At 66.5% G+C, this 20,111-nt stretch carries 18 protein-coding genes; 7 read left to right on the forward strand and 11 right to left on the reverse strand.

Features of this window, described 5'->3' with window-relative positions:
• Positions 1 to 180 precede the first annotated feature (180 nt).
• Positions 181 to 1,776, forward strand: a complete 1,596-nt coding sequence (locus tag ACLBYA_RS12015) for a TROVE domain-containing protein (RefSeq protein WP_447709623.1) — start codon at positions 181 to 183, stop codon at positions 1,774 to 1,776.
• 34 nt (positions 1,777 to 1,810) lie between these two features.
• On the forward strand, positions 1,811 to 2,599 hold the full coding sequence (locus ACLBYA_RS12020; protein WP_447709624.1) for a DUF2127 domain-containing protein: 789 nt from the start codon (positions 1,811 to 1,813) through the stop codon (positions 2,597 to 2,599).
• On the opposite strand, the gene ACLBYA_RS12025 is transcribed toward ACLBYA_RS12020, so the two are convergent.
• The 3 genes from ACLBYA_RS12025 to ACLBYA_RS12035 are packed head-to-tail and all read right to left on the reverse strand — an operon-like array spanning position 2,600 to position 4,636.
• On the reverse strand, positions 2,600 to 3,592 hold the full coding sequence (locus ACLBYA_RS12025) for an AMP-binding protein (RefSeq protein ID WP_447709625.1): 993 nt from the start codon (positions 3,590 to 3,592) through the stop codon (positions 2,600 to 2,602).
• The gene (locus ACLBYA_RS12030) at positions 3,529 to 4,032 is read right to left on the reverse strand and encodes an AMP-binding protein (protein WP_447709626.1); all 504 of its coding nucleotides are present in this window, start codon (positions 4,030 to 4,032) and stop codon (positions 3,529 to 3,531) included. Before ACLBYA_RS12030 ends, ACLBYA_RS12025 begins: the two co-directional genes overlap by 64 nt.
• A gap of 22 nt (positions 4,033 to 4,054) precedes the next feature.
• A complete protein-coding gene (locus tag ACLBYA_RS12035; RefSeq protein ID WP_447709627.1) occupies positions 4,055 to 4,636 on the reverse strand; it encodes a TetR family transcriptional regulator in 582 nt (193 codons plus the stop codon).
• Positions 4,637 to 4,777: 141 nt separating this feature from the next.
• Between ACLBYA_RS12035 and ACLBYA_RS12040 the strand changes: the two genes are divergently transcribed.
• Complete coding sequence (locus ACLBYA_RS12040; RefSeq protein ID WP_447709628.1) at positions 4,778 to 6,349, forward strand: FAD-dependent oxidoreductase; 1,572 nt, start codon at positions 4,778 to 4,780, stop codon at positions 6,347 to 6,349.
• On the opposite strand, the gene ACLBYA_RS12045 is transcribed toward ACLBYA_RS12040, so the two are convergent.
• Positions 6,346 to 6,582 carry a hypothetical protein gene (locus tag ACLBYA_RS12045; RefSeq protein ID WP_447709629.1) on the reverse strand — a complete coding sequence of 79 codons (237 nt, stop codon included), beginning with the start codon at positions 6,580 to 6,582 and terminating at the stop codon, positions 6,346 to 6,348. The genes ACLBYA_RS12040 and ACLBYA_RS12045 overlap by 4 nt on opposite strands.
• Before the next feature lie 74 nt (positions 6,583 to 6,656).
• On the opposite strand from ACLBYA_RS12045, the gene ACLBYA_RS12050 reads away from it, so the two are divergent.
• Positions 6,657 to 6,914 (forward strand): hypothetical protein, encoded by a 258-nt coding sequence (locus ACLBYA_RS12050; RefSeq protein ID WP_447709630.1) that lies wholly within the window; start codon positions 6,657 to 6,659, stop codon positions 6,912 to 6,914.
• A 3-nt stretch (positions 6,915 to 6,917) separates the two neighbouring features.
• Here ACLBYA_RS12050 and ACLBYA_RS12055 read toward each other — a convergent pair whose 3' ends face one another.
• Both ACLBYA_RS12055 and ACLBYA_RS12060 read right to left on the reverse strand, forming a co-directional pair.
• A complete protein-coding gene (locus ACLBYA_RS12055) occupies positions 6,918 to 8,033 on the reverse strand; it encodes an acyl-CoA dehydrogenase family protein (RefSeq protein WP_447709631.1) in 1,116 nt (371 codons plus the stop codon).
• Entirely contained in the window at positions 8,034 to 9,266 is a 1,233-nt protein-coding gene (locus ACLBYA_RS12060; protein ID WP_447709632.1) for an acyl-CoA dehydrogenase family protein, read from the reverse strand.
• 393 nt (positions 9,267 to 9,659) lie between these two features.
• On the opposite strand from ACLBYA_RS12060, the gene ACLBYA_RS12065 reads away from it, so the two are divergent.
• Positions 9,660 to 10,415 carry an FAD-binding protein gene (locus ACLBYA_RS12065; RefSeq protein WP_447709633.1) on the forward strand — a complete coding sequence of 252 codons (756 nt, stop codon included), beginning with the start codon at positions 9,660 to 9,662 and terminating at the stop codon, positions 10,413 to 10,415.
• Here ACLBYA_RS12065 and ACLBYA_RS12070 read toward each other — a convergent pair.
• Positions 10,412 to 12,208 carry a putative bifunctional diguanylate cyclase/phosphodiesterase gene (locus ACLBYA_RS12070; protein ID WP_447709634.1) on the reverse strand — a complete coding sequence of 599 codons (1,797 nt, stop codon included), beginning with the start codon at positions 12,206 to 12,208 and terminating at the stop codon, positions 10,412 to 10,414. The genes ACLBYA_RS12065 and ACLBYA_RS12070 overlap by 4 nt on opposite strands.
• A gap of 190 nt (positions 12,209 to 12,398) precedes the next feature.
• On the opposite strand from ACLBYA_RS12070, the gene ACLBYA_RS12075 reads away from it, so the two are divergent.
• Entirely contained in the window at positions 12,399 to 13,067 is a 669-nt protein-coding gene (locus ACLBYA_RS12075; RefSeq protein ID WP_447709663.1) for a class I SAM-dependent methyltransferase, read from the forward strand.
• A 32-nt stretch (positions 13,068 to 13,099) separates the two neighbouring features.
• Here ACLBYA_RS12075 and ACLBYA_RS12080 read toward each other — a convergent pair whose 3' ends face one another.
• Genes ACLBYA_RS12080 through ACLBYA_RS12095 form a run of 4 tightly spaced genes read right to left on the reverse strand, consistent with a single transcriptional unit; the run spans position 13,100 to position 19,242 of the window.
• Complete coding sequence (locus ACLBYA_RS12080) at positions 13,100 to 14,935, reverse strand: putative bifunctional diguanylate cyclase/phosphodiesterase (protein WP_447709635.1); 1,836 nt, start codon at positions 14,933 to 14,935, stop codon at positions 13,100 to 13,102.
• 3 nt (positions 14,936 to 14,938) lie between these two features.
• Complete coding sequence (locus tag ACLBYA_RS12085) at positions 14,939 to 17,083, reverse strand: Rv1355c family protein (RefSeq protein ID WP_447709636.1); 2,145 nt, start codon at positions 17,081 to 17,083, stop codon at positions 14,939 to 14,941.
• A 39-nt stretch (positions 17,084 to 17,122) separates the two neighbouring features.
• Positions 17,123 to 18,511, reverse strand: a complete 1,389-nt coding sequence (locus ACLBYA_RS12090; RefSeq protein ID WP_447709637.1) for a cytochrome P450 — start codon at positions 18,509 to 18,511, stop codon at positions 17,123 to 17,125.
• Positions 18,508 to 19,242 carry a hypothetical protein gene (locus tag ACLBYA_RS12095; RefSeq protein ID WP_447709638.1) on the reverse strand — a complete coding sequence of 245 codons (735 nt, stop codon included), beginning with the start codon at positions 19,240 to 19,242 and terminating at the stop codon, positions 18,508 to 18,510. Before ACLBYA_RS12095 ends, ACLBYA_RS12090 begins: the two co-directional genes overlap by 4 nt.
• A 411-nt stretch (positions 19,243 to 19,653) precedes the next feature.
• On the opposite strand from ACLBYA_RS12095, the gene ACLBYA_RS12100 reads away from it, so the two are divergent.
• Positions 19,654 to 20,106, forward strand: a complete 453-nt coding sequence (locus ACLBYA_RS12100) for a MaoC family dehydratase (RefSeq protein WP_447709639.1) — start codon at positions 19,654 to 19,656, stop codon at positions 20,104 to 20,106.
• Positions 20,107 to 20,111: the final 5 nt, after the last annotated feature.

Genomic DNA, 20,111 nt, shown 5'->3' on the forward strand with positions numbered 1-20,111 from the left:
AGCTCAGCCCGGCAGAGCAGTTCAATCGGTTCGCATACACACGCCCACACCACACAACCCAAACCGGCTACAGCTGCGAGCCGGACGCCGTCGGTTATCCGGCATCAAAGGTTCAAATCCTTACCCGGTGGCATCAACATGCCCGCAGCCTGCCGACACCCATCCCAAGGAGAACTCATCATGGACCCGCTCACCGCGGTGAGCACGCGGGCCACCGCGCAGGCGGTCCGCGCCGACTCGCGCCAGATCCGCAACGCCGCAGGTGGTTACACCTTCGCCGTCGACGACTGGGCGCGTGTACACCGCTTCCTCACCCTGGGTGCCGATGGTGGTACCTACTACACCCGTGCCGCAGATCTGACCGCCGAGAATGCCGCGGTCGTCCTTCGACTCGCGGCGACCGATCCGGTGGGGCTGGTTCGCCGTATCGTCGAGGTGTCGACCGCCAGTCGCGTTCCGCGGCAGAATCCGGCGCTGTTTGCCCTCGCAGTCGCCGCCGCCGCTCCGGATGTTGATGGACGCCGGGCTGCGCTGGCGGCGCTGCCGCAGGTCGCCCGCACCGGATCCCAGCTGTTCCTGTTCGCCCGGTATGTCGAGCAGTTCCGGGGCTGGGGTCCCACTCTGGTTCGGGCGGTGGGCAATTGGTACACCGCCATGCCGACCGACAAGCTGGCCTACCAGCTGCTGAAGTACCGGCAGCGCGAGGGCTGGTCGCACCGCGACCTGCTGCGGCTGTCGCATCCTTCGACCACCGACCCGGTGCGTCGGGCGCTGTTCGACCACGTGTGTGGACGGCGCGCTGATGCCGTGCCGGATCTGGTCGATGCCTTCGAGGCGGCGCAGGCCACCGATCGGGTCACGGTGTGGATCGATCTGCTGGCGCGGCACCCCGGCTTGACGTGGGAGATGTTGCCCGACGTCGCGCTGGGCCACGCGCAGGTGTGGGAGGCGCTGCTACACAACGGGATTCCGCAGACAGCGCTGATGCGCCAGCTGCCGCGGCTGACCCGGCTGGGTCTGGCCGCCGGTGTCACCGGTGCGATGATCGCGGCGCAGCTGCTGGATCCGTTACGGCTCAAGCGGGCCCGGGTGCATCCGGTCAATGTGCTGGTCGCGTTGCGTACCTATGCGGCAGGTCGATCGGTTCGTGGGTCCGGTGAGTGGACGCCGGCCGCAGTGATCTGCGACGCACTGGATGCCGCGTTCTACGCGGCCTACGGTGCGATCGAGCCGTCGGGCAAGCGGACACTGCTGGCCCTGGACATCTCGGGCTCGATGGAGAGCCGGGTGTCCGGACTGCCGCTGTCGTGCCGGGAGGCTTCGGCGGCGCTGGCGATGGTGTCGGCGGCGACCGAGGCGCGCCACCGGGTGGTCGGATTCACCGCGGGGCGACGGGGCTGGCCGCAGACGGCGCTGTCCGAGCTGGATATCAGCCCGCGACGTCGGCTCGACGACGTGTGCCGCTACACCGCCGGTCTGCCGATGGGCCGCACCGATTGTGCGGCACCGATGCAATGGGCACTCAAGCGTCGGGTTGAGGTGGACACCTTCCACATCTACACCGACAACGAGACCTGTTATGGGAGCATGCATCCGCACCAGGCGCTGCGGGCCTACCGGGAGAAGATGGGTATCCCGGCCCGGCTGGTGGTCGTCGCGATGACGGCCACCGGGAATTCGATCGCCGATCCGGCCGACACCGGCCAGCTCGATGTGTCGGGTTTCGACAGCTCGGTGCCGCAGCTGCTCGCCGACTTCGGCCGCGGCGTGCTGTAGGCCGGTCTCCGGCGTGTTCTCGTACGCTCCCCGTATGAGAACGCGCCGGAGTCGCCTGCCGAAGCTGGATTTCGCACTGCGGTCCTGCGGTCTGCACGGGCATGCGACCTTCGCTCCGGATGAGACCGCGCTGGCCGAGCGACTGCGGGTCGATACCCCGGTCGGCGAGGCATGGCGCTGTCTGCGCTGCGAGACGTTTGTCGTCGGCCCGCCGGCCGGCAGTGGGCCTGCCGATACGGCACCGGAGGTGCCACGCGGACGGCTGCTCCGGGACCGCACGCTGATGCGGTTGCTCGCCGTGGAAAGGGTGATCCGGGGCCTGATCATCATGCTGGTGGCCGCGGCGGTGCTGGAACTGCGCGGCGCCCATGCCGAATTGCAGGCAAAGTTCGAGGCCGAGTTGCCGTTGATCAGGCCGCTGAGTGATCAGATCGGCTGGAACCTCGACGATTCGAAGGTCGTGCAGCACATCGATGCGGCCCTCGGATTGTCCGAGACCACCCTGCTGTGGATCGCCATCGGTCTCATCGCGTATGCCGTCATCGAGCTGATCGAGGCCGTCGGGCTGTGGTCGATGAAACGCTGGGGTGAGTACTTCGCGGTGATCGCGACGAGCGCCTTTCTGCCACTGGAGATCTACGAGCTGACCGAGAGGATGACCGCGCTGCGGCTGCTCGCGGTCCTCATCAACATCGTGGCCGTGGTGTGGCTGCTGTGGAGCAAGCGACTGTTCGGGCTCAACGGCGGCGGCGCCGCCTACGAAGCCGAACATCACACCGAGAGTCTGCTCAGTGTGGAACGGGCCGGCCTCAATCGGAATTGATCACACGGTCGCCCGGGCGTACTGCCGCACGGCTGATTTCGCGACCTTGCCGTTGCTCGTCGTCGGCAGTTCGGAGACGAACAGCACGTGCCGGGGCCGCTTGAAGCCGGCCAGCCGGTCCCGGACGTGGGCGATCAACTCTTCGGCAGGTACTGGCGTCCGGGCCACCACAACCGCGCAGATCGCTTCTCCCCAATAGGCATCGGGCACACCGACCACCGCGACCTGCTCGACGGCGGGATGCACCGACAGCATGTCCTCCACCTCACGCGAGGACACATTCTCGCCACCGGTGATGATGACATCCTTGAGCCGATCGGTGACCACCAGTCGGCCGGCATCATCGATCGCACCGACGTCACCGGTGGGCAGCCAGCCGTCGACGGTGACCGGGGTATCGGGCCAGTAGCGTGCCGCGACCTGTGCACCGCGCACCATGATCTCGCCGTTCTCGCCGATGCGCAGCTGCACCTCGGCGTGCGGTGTGCCGGCACTGCGCAGGATCTCCGGATCGCCGCTGTGATGTTCATCGGGCCCCAGAAAGGTGATGTTGCCGCCGGTTTCGGTCATCCCGTAGCCCTGATGGAAGCCGACGCCGAGCCGGTCGACGGCGCGGTGCAACAGATCGGCCGGGATGGCCGCCGATCCGTAACTGATATCGCGCAGGGTGGGCACCGTGTCATCGGTCTGTTCGAGGTGGGCCAACAGGCTGTGCAGCATGGTCGGCGCCAACGAACACGACGTGACACCGTGGGTGTTGACCGCAGAGACGAATGTCGCGGGTCGGAAGGTGGCGACCGGGAGCACCGTCGAGGCACACATGTGATGCACCAGCATGTTGTAACCGGCGATGTGGCACATCGGGAACGGCAGCAGGTAGACCCCGCCGGGGCGGACCGCGCGGCCGGCCACGGTGCCGCGCACCGCCGTCATGATCGACCGATGTGTGTGCAGCACCCCCTTGGCGGCGCCGGTCGAGCCGCTGGTGAACAACAGCCAGGCCGCGGTGTCGGCCGATACCGTGATGTCGGGGGTGGCATCCGGATTGCGTTGTGGGTCAAGCTCGTCGAATGACAGCGTTGGCCCCGGCAGGTCGGTGAGGTAGCGGGCGTCGCCAAGGACCAGGGCGGGCGGACCACGTCGAGCTGCGCCCGTTGTTCGTCGGCGGCGAGCCGCTGATTGATGAGGGTGAGAATGCGACCGCTGCGCGGAACCGCATAGTACAGCCGGGCGTAGTCGGCGCTGTTGTCGGCGATCACCGCGATGCGGTCGCCGGGGCGGCTGTGTGCGGTCACCCAGCCCGCCAACCGGCGGATCTGAGAATCGAACTGGGCGAACGTGATCGACGAACCGTCGACATCGATGATCGCGGAACGCTCCGGTGCCACCGATGCGGCCGCGGCCACCAGGTCGTGGATCAGGTCGTCGGTCATCGCCGCCGACCTTACGCCGGGCTCAGTCGAAGTCGGGCAGCACCAGCTCCAACATGGTGTCCAACCGGTCGGCCATCGCGTGGTGACTCATCATGCCCGCCCGCACCTGCAGCAGCGCACCCCAGAACAGCGTCTCCACGGTGTCGAGGACCTCCGGCCAGGCGCCCATGCCGAGTGCGGCGGCGGTGCGGCGATGTACCTCGGCAGCCACCCGTCCGCGTATTCCGGCAACGGCGTCATCGTTCTCACCGAGTAATGCCTGGGCGCAGGCGGCGGCCAGCAGGGGCTCGTCGGCATGCATCAGGGCGATGGCGCGCAGTTGTTCGCTGACCCGGGCCCGCATTCCGGTGGCCGGGTCGATGGCCAGCGGCAGCTCGTTCAGCCGGGTCAGATACAGCTCGGCGAACACCGCATCGACCGTCGGGAAATGCGCGGACACCATCGCGGGCGCCATCCGGGCGCGGGTGGCCAGCTCGGCGAGCGACAACTCGGCACGGGCGTGCAGGGCTGCCGCGGCCGCTCCGAAGACCTGCTGGTGCGTCTGCCTGCGCCGGGAGGCCTGATCCTGCAAATAGGTGACATCAGCCACCGCTGGGCTGGACATGTGTCCAAGGTATAGCGGTTGTGTCCGCTTGGCAATACATAGCCATGACGAGGGGTTATCTGCCGATCCAAACCCAGCGAGATGATTCACGGCCCGTTATCGCCTACGATAATCAGACAAGTGTCCAGCTAAGGGGGAGTCATGGCCTACGTCATCACGCAGAACTGCTGCAAGGACGCCAGCTGTGTGCCCGTGTGCCCGGTCGACTGCATCCGGCCGGTGGATGCCTCCGCGGCGGACATGCTCTACATCGACCCGGAATCCTGCATCGACTGCGGCGCCTGTTTCGACGAATGCCCCGTCGACGCGATCCACTACGAGGAAGACCTGCCGGTCGGGCAGGAGCGGTTCCGGGAGATCAACGCCGCGTATTTCGAGCGGCACCCGCTGGAACCGGATACGGCCGGCCGGCGGCCGTCGCGATCGGCCACCGCCGGTGATCTCACCGTCGCCATCGTCGGCGCCGGGCCCGCGGCCTGTTATGCCGCAGCCGAGCTCATGGCCATCGACGGTGTGCGGGTCAACCTCTTCGAGCGGCTGCCCACGCCGTTCGGCCTCATCCGGGCCGGTGTGGCGCCGGATCATCAGCACACCAAGTCGGTCGTCGGCATCTTCGACCGCGTCTTCACCGACCCGCGGTTCGGTTGTCACCTCGGTGTCGAGATCGGCCGGGACCTGACCCACGAGGACCTGCTTGCTCACCATCACGCGGTGATCTACGCCGTCGGGGCGGCCAGCAGCCGGGCACTCGGGATCGCGGGGGAGGAGCTGCCGGGCAGCCACCCCGCCGCCGATTTTGTGGGTTGGTACAACGGCCACCCCGACCATGCCGGGCGGGAATTCGCACTCGACTCCGAGCGCGCCGTCATCGTCGGCAACGGCAATGTCGCCCTGGACGCCGCCCGGATGATGCTGCTCGACGAGTCTGCGTTGGGTCGCACCGATATCGCCGAACACGCGCTCGAGGCCCTGCGGCACAGCACGATCGACGAGGTGGTGATCCTCGGCCGGCGCGGTGTGGCCGATGCGGCGTTCTCAGTGGGGGAGTTCCTGGCTCTGGGGCACCTCGACGGTGTCGACGTGATCATCGACGGTCCGCTGGACACGCCGGTTGACGACAGCGATCTGTGGGCGACGCTCAAGCTCGATATCGCCCGTGAGTACGCTGCGCGGCCCACGACGCCCGGTAACAAGCGAATCGTGTTCCGATTCATGACATCTCCGGTGGAGATCATCGGTGAACAGCGGGTGAGCGGGCTGCGCGTCCAAAGTATGGCCGAGGAGGTGCTGCCGACCGGTCTGGTGCTGCGTTCGATCGGGTACCGGGGTGTGCCGGTGCCTGGCCTGCCGTTCGACGACGAAACCGGTGTGGTGCCCAATGATGGTGGCCGCGTCGACGGCGCGGCCGGTAGCTACGTGACGGGTTGGATCAAACGCGGGCCGCGTGGGGTCATCGGGACGAACCGGACCTGTGCCGAGGAGACCGTCGACGCATTGTGGTGCGATTACAGCGACGGAACGCTGGATCGTACGGTCGCCGGGCCGGACTCGTTACGCGCCCTGCTCGCCGATGCCGATGTGACGCCCGTCGACTGGGCGGGCTGGCGCGCGATCGATGCCGCCGAGCGGGAACGCGGCACCGCGGCCGACCGCCCCCGGGTCAAGTTCATCGGCATCCCGGAGATGCGTACCACCGCGGCCGGGGCGTCCTAACTGCGGACCGATGTCTTGGCATCCTCGTGGAACTCGCTGGGGCGCTGCAACATCCACCGGTAGAGCGTCACCCCGGGCATCATGATCGGCCACAGCCCGCCGAACACCGTGCTCACCGACATCAGCACAAGGTTCCCGTGGTGCCCGGTCGCGCGGATGGTCCGCCAGAACCAGGCCCCAGACAGCACGCCCACCAGCAGGTAGGCGGCCATGGTGAGTGCCGAGGCGTCCATCTGACGAGGGTACCGCCCGGGTGCGGCGGTTGCAGCAAAGGGAGTGGCGTGCCGGCGCTTCTTACACTGGTCGGATGGAACCCGAGAAGCGGCTGGTGATCAGGGTCAACTCGAATGCCAACATGTCGCGTGGCAAGGCGGCCGCCCATGCCGTGCATGCCGCTGTGCGGCTTTACGGCATCGAGCACGAGCATCCGGTCATCGTGATCGGCGGCAAGCCCGACGAGATCCTGGCCCAGACGGTGCACATCCGAGACGCCGGGCGTACCGAACTGGAACCGGGCACGCTGACCGCCGGTGCGAGCTGGGAGTACAAGCCCGCACCGGAGTAGCCGTCAGGGCCGGGTGAGCTCGGCGTAGCGCGTGATGTGGTGGTCGGTGGAACCGAATTCGTACTGCACGGCGGTGAGCCGCTTGAAGTAGTGACCGATGGCCAGTTCCTCGGTCATACCCATACCGCCGTGCAGTTGAACCGCGTTCTGGCCGATGTACCGGGCGGCGCGGCCGATGGTGGCCTTGGCCGCCGATACCGCACGGGCGCGCTGGGTCGGTTCGGCGTCGAGATTCAGGATCGCGAGGTAGACGGCGGCCACCGACTGTTCGAGCTCGATGTGCATGTCGACCATCCGGTGCTGCAGCGCCTGGAAACTCCCGATCGGGGTGCCGAACTGCTGGCGCTGCTTGCAGTATTCGACGGTGTCGGCCAATACCTTTCGCATGTTGCCCACGGTCTCGGCGGACACCGCGGCGGCCCCTTCGTCACGAGCCCGCTCCAGCGACTCCCAGGCTTGACCGTCGGTTCCGAGCAGTACCGCCGGGACCGCGGCGAACTCGATATCGGCGGCGCGACGGTCATCGACAGTGCGGTAACCGTGCACGGTCAACCCGGCGGGTGCGTCGGCAACGTCGACCAGGAACAGCGACAGGCCGGAATCGGTAGTTGCCGTCACCAGCAGATGGGTGGCCAGCGGCGCGTTCAGCACCAGGATCTTCGTGCCGTCGATCAACCAGTTGTCGCCGTCGCGCCGGGCGGTGGCGGCCACGTCCTGCCAGTGGTCCCCGGAGGCCGCCTCGGTGGCAGCCAGTGCCACGATGGCCTCACCCGCCGCGATTTGCTCCAGTAGGGCGTCGGCGACCTTGCCGCCGGCGCGCTGCAACAGACCGCCCGCGACCACCACGGTGTCGACGTAGGGCTCGACGACCAGCGCATGTCCCAGTGCCTCGGCGATGACCATCACCTCCACCGGACCGCCACCGATCCCACCCACCTCCTCGGGTAGTGCCGCCCCCAGGATGCCGAGCTCGTCGGCGAAGGATCGCCAGATCTCGGGTTGCCAGCCGGGCCCGAGTTTGGCTGCGGCACGGCTGGATTCGAGCGCGTACCGAGTGGACAGGAACTTGGTGAGTCCGTCGCGCAGCAGCTCCTGCTCGTCGGTCAGTGTGAAGTCCATCTACAGTCCCAACTCTGCTTTGGCGAGGATGTTTCGCTGAATCTCGTTGCTGCCGGCATATATCGATCCGGCCCGGTCGTTGAAGTAACGCAGTGCGGCGACCGCCTGCCAGGGCTCGCCGGTGACGTAACCGTCGGTGGGCGGCTCGAAATCGGCGATCGGGCCGCCCGGGCAGGTGGCGTGCGGCTGGTACGCGCGACCGCGCGGGCCGGCCGCTTCCATCGCCAGTTCGGTCAGTGTCTGGCTCAATTCGGTGGAGATGACCTTGAGCATCGATGAAGCGGCTCCGGGGTGACCGCCACCGGCCAGGGCGGCCAGCACCCGGTACTCCAGGATCTCGAGGACCTCGGTGCGGATCCGGGCGTCGGCCAATTTGCGGGCGAAGGCCGGATCATCGATGAGCGGACCGCCACCGGGAGCCGGTTGCCCTGCGGCGACGCGGGCGATGTCCTCGGCCATCACCTGCAGGGCGGGAGCGGTGGCACCGCCACCCCGCTCGAACTCGAGCAGATACTTCGCCACGGTCCAGCCGTCGTCGATCGTGCCGATGATGTTGGCCTTGGGCACCCGGACCTCGTCGAAGAACACCTGGCTCTGGACCTCCTCGCCGGAGGTCATCACCAGCGGGCGGATCTCGATGCCGGGGGTGGCCATATCGACCAGGATGAAGGTGATGCCCTGTTGTTTCTTCCCGGTGCGGGAGGTTCGGACCAGGGCGAACATCCAATTGGCCTCGGTGGCGTGGGTGGTCCAGATCTTGCTGCCGGTGCAGATCAGGTCATCACCGTCTTCGACCGCGACCATGGTCAGTGCGGCCAGGTCGGATCCGGCCTCGGGCTCGGAGTAGCCCTGGCAGAAGAACACCTCGGCGGTGAGGATGCGGGGCAAAAAGTAGTCCTTCTGCTCCGGTGTGCCGAATTTCACGATCGCGTGCGCCACCATGCGGATGCCCATCGGGGACAGCGACGGAGCGCCGGCCAGCTGTGACTCGCGGCTGAAGATGTAGTGCTGAGTCAGGCTCCAGTCGCAGCCGCCGTACTCGACCGGCCAGGCCGGCGCCGCCCAGCCACGCTCGTGCAGGATCGCCTGCCACGCCAGGCTGGCCTCGTGATCGCTGTAGACGCTGGTCATCAGCCGCCCGGCGCGCTGGATCTCGAGGGTCATCCGGTCCGTCATGAACTGACGGACTTCATCGCGGAAGGCGGTATCGGCCTCCGACCAACTCAGGTCCATGGGTCTGCCCTTCCCAGTCCGGCTATCTAACTTAGCTATATAAGTAGCAGTCAATCGTCAATTAGGAAACCCTCGTGTTCAGTTTTGTCGGTGACCGACGGACTTAGGGTGACTGGTGGAAACAGGTGTGTGGAGGGCGTCGAAGTGCGGGTACCCGAGTTCGGAATCGGATCGAACAAGGTCGTGAGTGTTATCGTGATCGCATTGCCATGATCAGCACTGGCAAACTTCATCGAACCCCGATGCGAATCACGGCTCATCTTTGCCAGAACCTGAGTCGGGTGCGAGTTAGTGACCAAACCGCCGATCAGGACACATGAGATAGAGTTGCCAAGGTTCGCCGCGTATCGGATGTGGCGTGGATTACAGCTACTGCAAGGTTTATAACGACACATGTGGGACGAGATGGTCGACGTGGTGGCCGTGGGAGCCGGGCCCGCGGGCCTGGCCTGCGCCGTGGCCGCCGCTGCCAACGACCTGGAGGTGTTCGTCGCGACACCGCCGAAGGGCGGCCAGGTTCCGGCGGACAGCGGCGCGCATGGCTGGCTGCCCAGGCTCGACGATCCCGAGACCGCCGCGTACCTCGATGCGCTGATCGACGAACTGCCGACCATCGAGGCCCCCGAACTGGCAAAACGCAACGTCTACATCCCCGCCCCGGTCGACACCGGGCGCCGCGCCCAGGTCGACACCTTCGTGGGATCCCGACTGTGGGATTGGGCGGCGCGCTGCCTCGGCTCGCCCTATGGCGTGATGTTCACCCGGGTCGCCTACTGGCCCACGGTCGCGATGCGGACCACCGGCGGTTCGGCCGTCGAGGTGGCGACGTTGGCCGAGGTGACCGCACCGGGACGCACGCTGAGCCAATGGCTCGAAGAATTGGCCGCCCAACAGCAGATCGAGATCGAGGCCGACACCACCCTGCAGCGCCTCGTATTCGGTGAGGAGGGCCGGATCGAGGGTGTCGTGCTCGACACGGCGAACGGTCCGCTCGCCGTGCAGGCGCGTATCGGGGTGGCCGTCAGCCCGGGAAACCCGGTCCTCGCCGAGGAACAACTGGAGCCCGGCGGGCTGATCAGCCTGGTCGGACAGCGTGCGGGTCGCTTCGGCCGACTGGAAGTCCTGCGCGAGGTGGACCCGCCCGCCTAGGGTCGGCCAACCGAAAAGTCCACCGACACACGGCCTCTGCGCAGCAGGGCCTCCATCTCCTCGCCCGGTATCGGCCGGGACAGCAGAAAGCCCTGTGCCCGGTGGCAGCCGTGATGCAGCAGCGTCACCGCCGCGGCCTCGGTCTCCACACCCTCGGCGACCAGTTCCAGGTCGAAGGCCTCGGCCAGCGCGATGATGGCCCGGACGATCGCCAGGTCGCCGGGGTTGGCGCCCAGATCACGGACGAAGCTCTTGTCGATCTTGAGGGTGTCCACGGGCAGCGACTTGAGCAGGGACAGCACGCTGTAACCGGTACCGAAGTCGTCGATGGCGACCTGGACACCGGCATCGTGCAGACCCGCCAGCGTGGTCCGGGTCGTCTCGATGTCCTGCACCACCATGCTCTCGGTGATCTCCAGGCACAGCGAGCCGCGGGGGAGAGCGAACTCGGCCAGGGTTGCCGCCACAGACTCGACGAACCCGTCGGCCACCAACTGCACCGGTGAGACGTTCACCCGCAACACGATGTCCGACCCGGCGCCGGCCGCCCGCCAACGGGCGAGCTCGGCGCATGCGGTGTGCAGCACCCAGCGGCCCAGTTCGCCTGCCAGATTGATCGATTCGGCGACACCGATGAACGAGTCCGGCGACAGCAGGCCGCGGGTGGGGTGTTGCCAGCGGACCAGGGCCTCGGTGGCGAGGATCTTGCCGGTGCGCATGTCGATCTCGGGCAGGTACCGCAGGAACAGCGCGTCGGTCTCGATGACGCTCTGCAGGTGCAGCTCGATCTCGTTGCGGAACTCGCTCTCCAGTGAGATCGCCGCCGAGTAGACCGTGACCTGATTTCCGCCGGTGCTCTTGGCGGTCAGCACCGCACGGTCGGCCTTGCGCAGCAGATCCGAGGAGGTGTCATGGCCAGGTGACCCGGTGGCGACCCCGATGCTCACGGTCCGGGTGACCATCTCACCGTCGATCGACACCTGCCGCAGCAGCTCAGCCTGCAGTCGGCGGGCCAGGTCGGTCGCGGTCGCGGTATCGGTCGCGACCGCGGGGATCACCACGAACTCGTCACCGCCGAGCCGACAGATCATGCTTGGTCCGGCGGTCTGTACCAGCCGGTCGGCCAGTATCCGGATGAACCGGTCGCCAGCGGTGTGCCCCAAATAGTCGTTGATGGCCTTGAGCCGGTCCAGATCGAAGAACAAACAACCGACCGGACCGGTCCGGCCGGGTGTCAGTCGCTCGTCCAGATGCGCCATCAACGCACGGCGATTGTGCAATCCGGTGAGGTCATCGTGCTCGGCCAGGAACCGCAACCTCTCCTCTGCCGCGATCCGCGCCTGTACCTGCGCGAACAGTGAGGCGATCGCCATCAGGGCTTCGAGTTCGGGCTCGGTCCAGCTGCGGCCACCGGTCTTGGTGAAGCCGAGCACGCCCGTGGTGATATCGCCGGACAACAGCGGGGCAAGCGCAACGGAGCGTTGATGGTCCTGGGTGGCTCCCGGGCCGACGACGGTCGGCGCCTTGAGATTCTCGGCCAGTTTGAACACCGAATCGGCGTCGGCGAAATGTACCAATTCCTGCGGCTCGGCCTTGGTCTCGGGCGGCCAGCGGGCGATGAGTCGGCTGGTGCGCCCGACATGGTCATGATGGCGCAGGAAGCTGATGTCGACGTCGAAATGACCGGCGAGATCGGTGAGTACCTGCGTGCTGGCCGCCACCGACGTCGCCGCATCGGCGGCGATGAGATGGGTGGCGGCGCCGGTGACGATCACCTCCAGGTCAGCTGGCACCCGATCCTCCAGAACTTGGTCGATGGGGTCCGACGCGCGCTGCCCGCCGCGGCGGGTCTGGGGCGTCGGTGGCGCGAGTCGGCAGTCTCGGCGCCAATACCTGATGCTCCCGTCTGTGTATGCCACTAGCTATTCGGTGAGTCTAGGCGTTGTGTCTATGTCATAACGCGATATAGGACCCGGTAATGTCCTGCGCATGTCGGAAGTGATGGACTGGGATGCCGCCTACCGCAACCATGTGTTCGCCGGACCGCCGCCGTGGAATATCGGCGTGGCCCAGCCCGAGATCGTGGCCGTCATCGAATCCGGTGCGGTGCGCGCACCGGTGCTCGACGTCGGCTGCGGGGTCGGCGATGTGAGTTTTGCCCTGGCCGCAGCCGGTTACCGGGTGGTGGGAATCGACCTGTCGGGGGTTGCCATCGCCGAAGCCCGTGACGGTGCAGCCGAACGTGGTCTGACCGATCTCGAATTCGTCGAGGGCGATGTGCGTGAACTCGCGTACGCCGACGAATTCAATACCGTGATCGATTGCACGTTGTTCCATTCGCTGCCGGTGGAGGCAAGGGACGGCTACCTGCAGGGCATCCGTGCCGCCGCGGCGCCCGGAGCGCAACTGTTCATGCTGGTGTTCACCACCGATGCACTGCCACCGGATTCGCCGTTCCCGGTGCCGAACCTGGTCACCGAGCAAGAGGTTCATGATGCGGTGGCCAAACACTGGGACGTCGAGAGCCTGCGCAAGGCGTTTGTCGCCGTCCGATTGCCGGATGTGCCCAATCTGCCCGAGCACAACTTCGATGTCGACGAGCAGGGCCGGGTACACCTGCCGGCCCTGCTGCTGACCGCGCGGAAGGCCTAGCGGCACAGCTCTTTATCAGTTGCCGGGCCGGCTCACGCCCCGGTGGGCAGCGGCAGGTACGGGTGGCGCAACAACTGCTGCATAGTCGGTGCGTCGACGGGTCGTGAGAGCAGATAGCCCTGCGCTCGCCAGCACCCGATATCGAGCAGTGTCTCGGCAGCGTCGACGGTTTCCAGGCCCTCGGCGACAACCTCGAGCTCGAAGGCCTCGGCCAGTGCCACGATGGCTCGCACGATCGCCAGATCGCCAGGGTCGCGGCCGAGTTCGTGGACGAAGGCCTGGTCGATCTTGAGTGTGTCGACGGGTAGTGACTTCAGCCGGGACAGCGCGCTGTAACCGGTGCCGAAATCGTCGATGGCGACCTTGGCGCCGATGCGCTTGAGTCCGGTGATATTGGCGTAGGCGGTCTCGATGTCCTTGACGACAAGGCTTTCGGTGACCTCCAGGCATACCGAGCCGATGTCGATGTCGAACTCCGCGATGGTCTCGGCGACGCTTTCGGCGAAACCGGGTGCCACGAGCTGGACGGGGGACACGTTGACCCGTAGGACGATGCCCTTCGCCAGATCCACCGATCGCCAGCTGTGCAGCTGTGCACATGCCAAGCGCAATACGATACGTCCCAATTCCGCTGCCAGGTTGCATGATTCGGCCACCGGAACAAAGGAACTCGGGAGCATCATGCCGCGGGTGGGGTGCATCCACCGACACAGGGCCTCGACGGCGAGTACTTTCCCGGTGCGCAGGTCCACCTCGGGCTGATAGTGCAGTACCAGTGCGTCGGCCTCCATACCGCCGCGCAGATGGAGTTCGATGTCGTTGCGAAGGTCGTTGCGCAGGGCCAGATCCTGACTGAACACCTCGATGCGGTTGCCGCCCTCGCTCTTGGCGGCGAGCAGTGCCTGGTCCACATGGCGCATCAGGTCGGCGGCCTCGTGCCGGCCCGGGGTGCCGGTGGCCACTCCGATGCTCACCGTTCTGCGCAGCGTCTCACCGTCGACCTTGACCCGCCCGCGCAGACTGTCCAGCAACTGCTCTGCCAGCGCCCGGGCATCGTCCAGAGACATCGGGTCATGTGGTACGACGACGAATTCGTCACCGCCGAGTCGGGCCAACATCGCGCTGCCGTCCACGGTCTCGCGGAGACGTTCGGCGAACAGTTCCAGGAACCGGTCACCGGACACGTGACCGAGGTAGTCGTTGATCGCCTTGAGCCGGTCGAGATCCAGGAACAGGGCGGCCACCGGGCCCTGCCGGCCGGCGGCCAATCGATCGTCGAGTCGGGCCATCAGCGAGCGGCGGTTGAACAGCCCGGTGAGATCGTCATGGTCGGCCAGGTACCGCAACTTCTGTTCGGCGGTTATCCGGGCCTGGAGTTGGGCGAACAGCGTCGCGATGGTCTTGAGTGCGTCGATCTCTGCCGAATGCCATTCTCGGTCACCGTATTTGATGAATCCCAGGGTTCCGGTGGTGACGTTCTTGTTCAGCAGCGGGACCGAGGCCATCGAGATCTGGGGCACCGCCGTGCCCTCCTCGATACGGCGCTGGTACTCATCGGTACTGGGCTCGGGCCGCATCACGAACGGCTCTTTGAGATGCTCGGCCGCCGCGAACACCGGATCGGCCTCGGCGAAGTAGACGACCCCGATCGGGTCCGGATCCGGGACGTACTCGCGGACCGGCCATTGTGCGATCAGCCTGGTCGCGCGGATCGAATGGTCGTTGTGCCGCAGGAAGGCCACATCGAGGCCCATGAAATGCGCCAGGTCGGCCAGCACCGCATCACTGATCGCCGTCGCGGAGTCGACGTCGGCGGCCATGAGTTGTCCGGCGATGCTGGTGACGAGTTCGCTCAGGCCACGGGACATGGGCTAGTGCAGGTGTTCTCGGGAGTCGGGCAGCTTGATACGGCGGGTGTCGCGGCGACTTGCGACGCTCGGAGCGGCAGCATTGACGAGTCGTAACACGAGTGCAACCTCCTCGCCGTCCTCGAGTTCGACCAGCGCACGGAACTCGGATCGCAGTTTTGCCAGTTCTCCACTGTACCTCTCGGATAGCGCATTGAGCTCTTCGGTGGTACGGGCATAGAGGTAGACCGGTGACATCGGTTGCACCCCGAACCCGTGCTGTTCGGCGCGGATCCACACCGCCTCGGTGGCTGCCCCACCACGGACGAAGTCCGCGAGTTTTGCACCGTCGACCGAGATCACGGCGAGCGCGGAGGCGCTGCGTACCCGGTCGCGGGCGAAGTCGCCGAGGGCGCTGCCGGCGTCCCAACGGTCGAGGTGGTGCATCACATCGGAGCGCCGCAGGATGCCGAGAACCGCATCGTCACTGGCATCCAGTTCGAGACTGCGGACGTCGATCCCGGTGTCCGGGTCGGCATCGCCGGGCCAGCGCAGTTCACTGATCATCTCCGCGTGCAGGTGCGGTGTCAGGTAACGGATCCGATCCGAGGCTCCCAACAGGTCGGCCGCCGCCGCCAGCACAGGCCCATCGGTCAGAAGCCGCAGTCGCGCGCCCTCCGCGGCAGCGGCCTCGGTCAGCGCTGCAACGGTCTCGGCAGTGATCTCGGTCGGTACACCGGGGTGACGGTTGGTGGTACGCGCCAGCATGGGCTCGTAGAAGGCCGCCAACGCGGTGTCGATGCCGTCACCCAACTGCAGTGTGGCGGTCAGTACGTCGGGTGTGTCAGCAGTGACGGCAACCGGACCGAGCACGCCGTGCGCGGCGGCCGCGACGCGCGCGTTGAACAGCGCGGCTCCCACCGCGACTGCTCCGCCACGAAAACCGACGTCCATGCTCACGGTGTATCGGGGGTTCAGTCGGATGCCGACTGCCGCTTTGTCGGTCACGATCGTCCATGGCTGGATGTTGCCGCCCGACGGTGCCCTGCTCGCCGCGTGCGCGATCAGGGCAGGCACCTGCTCGGGCACCGGTGGTGCGGGCTCCTCGGCAGCTGTCGAGGGCACGTGCGACATGTCGGGCTCACTGAGTTGATCAAGCGCTTGCTCGATATCGACGCGGGTGCGTCCCGACGGCAGGGGCTCACCGAGTCCGATCCGGCGAACGGCCGCGGCGATGGAGGTGGCGCCCAGGTTCACATCGGCCGCGAGCTGCGGCCAGGTGGATATCGACCGATCGACCTCGACCAGGGATGCCGCGGTGCGGGGTGAGAGCCGGTCGGCCTCGAGATGGCGCAGGATGTGGGGAACCTTGTCCCGGCTGCTCATACCGGGCAGCAACGCGGCGTCGACATCGCTGAGCAAACCGTGCAGGATCGGTCGGTCGGGTTCGGAGTCGAACCGCTCGACGTCGACAAGACCGCGGTCGCTGGTCGCCATCAACACCGGAATTCGCCTGCTGCGGGCAGCCTCCCGTAGCAATGCCTTCATGTCCAGCGAATCGCATTCCTCGACGACGATGTCCAGGCCATCGACGAAGGTGTCCAGGGTTTCGCGGGTCAGCCCTTCGTCGTGCACTCGCACCCGCAGGTACGGATCGAGCTCGGCGATCCGCCGCGCCGCCACCACCGCCTTGTTGACGCCGAGGTCGAACACGGTGGCCGGGACACGGTTGAGGTTGGACAGCTCCAGGGTGTCGAAATCGGTCAATCTCAGCTCGCCGCACAGTCCCTGGATCACCAAGGTGTGCGCGATGATATGACCCACACTCAGGCCGGCCACACCGATTGCCAAGCCGTGCAGGCGATCCTGTTCCTCCGAGGTGATCAGGTTGCGGTTGCGGTCCAGGCGGACGGCGCGGAAGCCCTGCGGGCCGAGGACGGCCACCACGGCACGTCGCCACGGATAGTGCGCCCACCGCATCGGTTCGTCACGCAGCGTCCGTGCCGCCGGGGTGCGCAGGGCGGTGAGCTGGGCGTGCTGCTCGGAGTAGTGGTCGATGACCGCGATCCGTTCGTCGGCGCGCAGCCCCGCCAACGTCGCTGCGTCCGCGGGGTCCGCCGGGTCGAGGATGACCGCACCGTGGTTCAGGTCGTCCGACACATCACTCATTCTGTTGTCCTCACTGCTTGCCCGTCACCAGGTCTCTCGTCAACGACGCCCCCGCAGACTGATCTGCGCGGGAATCGGTCCGCCCGCCACCATGGTGAACGGCACCTCGAGCGGGAAATCCTCGCCGGTGGAGCGTATCCGGGCGTGTTTGATGAACGTTGCCAGGCCCAGGGTCAACTCGAGCATGGCGAAATGGTCACCGATACACGACCGAGGCCCACCGCCGAACGGAATGTACTGCCAGCGGTTGCGGTTTCGGCTGCGTTCTGGGCTGAACCGGTCCGGATCGTAGGTCAACGGGTCATCCCACAGCGCCGGATCGCGCTGCACCGCCAGCCGTCCGAACACCAACATGGTGCCCGCGGGTACCCGGTATCCGGCGACGGCCACATCGCTGGTGGCCAATCGGGTGCCGCTGGGCCCTGGCGGACACAGTCGCAGCGACTCCCTGAGCACCTGCACGGTGTAGGGCATTGCCCCGACATCGGCGGGTTCGAGCCGGCGATCACCCAGCGCGGCGACCTCGGCCGCGACCCGATCCTGGATATCAGGGTGGCGGCCCAGTTGCCAGAGTGTGTAGGTCAGTGTGGTTGCCGTGGTGTCGTACCCGGCGAACAGGAAGACGATCAGCTCTTCGGCGATCTCGCTGTCGGACAGTCCCTTTCCGGTCTCGGGATCGGTGGCCGCCAGCAGCGCGCGTACCAGCGGTGCGTCCACGTCCGGGTCGGCACGGCAGCGTTGCAGGATGTCGTGGGCAAGGCGATGCAACGTCGCACTCGCCGCGCGGGCGCGGCGCCCGGCGGGGGTGGGTAACCAGTTGGGCGCGCGCACAGGTCGCAGCGCCCGGTCGGCGACATAGGTCAGCGCCTCGCGCAGCGGGTCGGCGATATCGGCCATGTGATCGCTGAGATCCAGGCCCAGCACCGAGCGTCCCAGCGCGCTGAGGGTGAGCCGGCGGGCCTCCTGATCCAGATCGACGGTCTTGCCGTCGGTCCAGTCGGTGGCCACCCACTCCGCAGCATCGGCCATGTGCCCGCCGAAGGCCTGAACCTGTTGGCGCGTGAAGACCGGCTGGATGGTGCGACGGCGCGGGAGCCATTGCTCATAGGGCAGATTGAAAAGATTGGCGCCGAGTACCCGGCGCAGCTCCGAGAGCACCAGCGAGGTCTTGTCGACCGAGCCGTTCTTGACCGACAGGATGTCGCGGATGGCCTCCGGGGAGGTGGCGACGACGATCGGCGGGAGCAGCCACGACGGCCCCAGCCGGAACCGGCTGATCGGGCCGCCGGCGTCCCGCAGTTCGTCCACACCGGTATGGAAGTTGCGCAGGGCCTTGGCGCGCTGCCGGTACGGCAGCGGGTTCACCGGGGGGAGTGGGAGTGCGGAAACGTCGGTCACTTGATGGGTGTTCACTGCGCGACCAATCATGCAGGAACGGCTCCCGAAAGGTCGGCCAGATGATTGGACTCGGCGATGATCGCCGAGATCTGTTGCGCATCGGCGTATCTGCTGAACTCGGCGCGATCCCACCACATGATCCTGGTGCGATATCGCTCGTCGGGGTACGGCGTCGGGGGGATCCGTGTCGACACCACACCACCGGAGGACCGCCAGCGGTCCAGGACGTGATCGGCCGCGGTGGCCATCGCGAACTTGGCGCCGAGGACCAGGGTGGCATGCAGAGGCATGCGGGCGAGAATAGGCGTCAATTCCCGACCGCGCTGACGGCCCGCCGGGCCGCTGTCGTCTGTCCATGCGGTCTTGATCTCGACGACACCGAACGGAAGTCGGTCGGAGATCATCTTGCGCACCGCGGGCAGGGCGGGTTGGCCGGCCCACTCGACGATCGCGTGGGCCTCGTCGGCGTCACGGTAGGGCCCCTGGGCCCGGACACCGCCGATGACGCGGCCGTCATCGGTGACCGCCGCGAGGAACAGAGATGTGGTGAATGGGTCGGCGAGTGTGCTCGGTTCGATCGCTTGAACGACTCCGTGTTTGCGGTAACTGCGCACCGCCCCCGCAACGAAGTCATCCCACAGCTCGGGTTCGGCCCATGGGGTCGCGAGAACGAGCGTGCAATCGGCGTCATGGCTACGCCAGCGGACGGACGAATCTATAGCGGTGCCGTTTATGTCAGAATCGGCGATCGGCACGGTCATTCGCGTATCCACCAATCAGTATCGGGACGTTGCCACACCGGCGTATGGTCCCTGGATAATTTCAAATAGTCCAGATAAGTATCGCGATATCCAGGGCAGATGCCAGACTTAAATAAGTGGCACAGGCTGACATAAGTAGCTGGAAATGTATTCGGCGCGTTTCAGCAATTTAGATGTGCTGAATTTAGGTACGGCAAACTCTGGCAAAATTGTCGAACGCGTCAGTTATGGCAAATGTGATCATGATGGCCGAGAGTTTTCTACGAGTTTGCGGCGTTCGGCGCCGCAGCCCACATTCGCTGCCGTCACCGGCGAGCGCCGAGGGGTTCAACGCCCACCCGGTGGTGACGGCGTGCCGGTGAGGCGCTATGCATGACGGGGCAGTTGGCAGCGTCAACCAAGGAGGAAGCAGTGCAGGTTTTCGAGAGCTTGGACGAGTTGGTCGCGGCGGCGGGTGCCGAACTCGGGCCCACCGATTGGCTGGAGGTCGACCAGGATCGGGTGAATCAATTTGCCGAAGCCACCGAGGATCGGCAGTGGATTCACATCGACCCCGAGCGTGCCGCGGCGGGGCCCTTCGGTGGCACCATCGCGCACGGGTTGCTGACCCTGTCGCTGCTGCCGTACTTCTCCCACCAGCTCTACAGCGTGAAGGGCATCTCACTGGCGGTGAACTACGGCTACAACAAGGTGCGGTTCATCACGCCGGTCAGGGTCGGCGCCCGCATTCGGGCGCGTGGTGTCATCGCCGATGTGGCCAAGCTCGACGGCGCCGCGCAGTCGACGGTCACTATCACGGTGGAGATCGAGGGTTCGGAAAAGCCTGCCGCGGTGGCGGAGTCGATCATTCGGTACATCGCTTAGCGCGA

The organism is Mycobacterium sp. C31M (assembly GCF_053345865.1).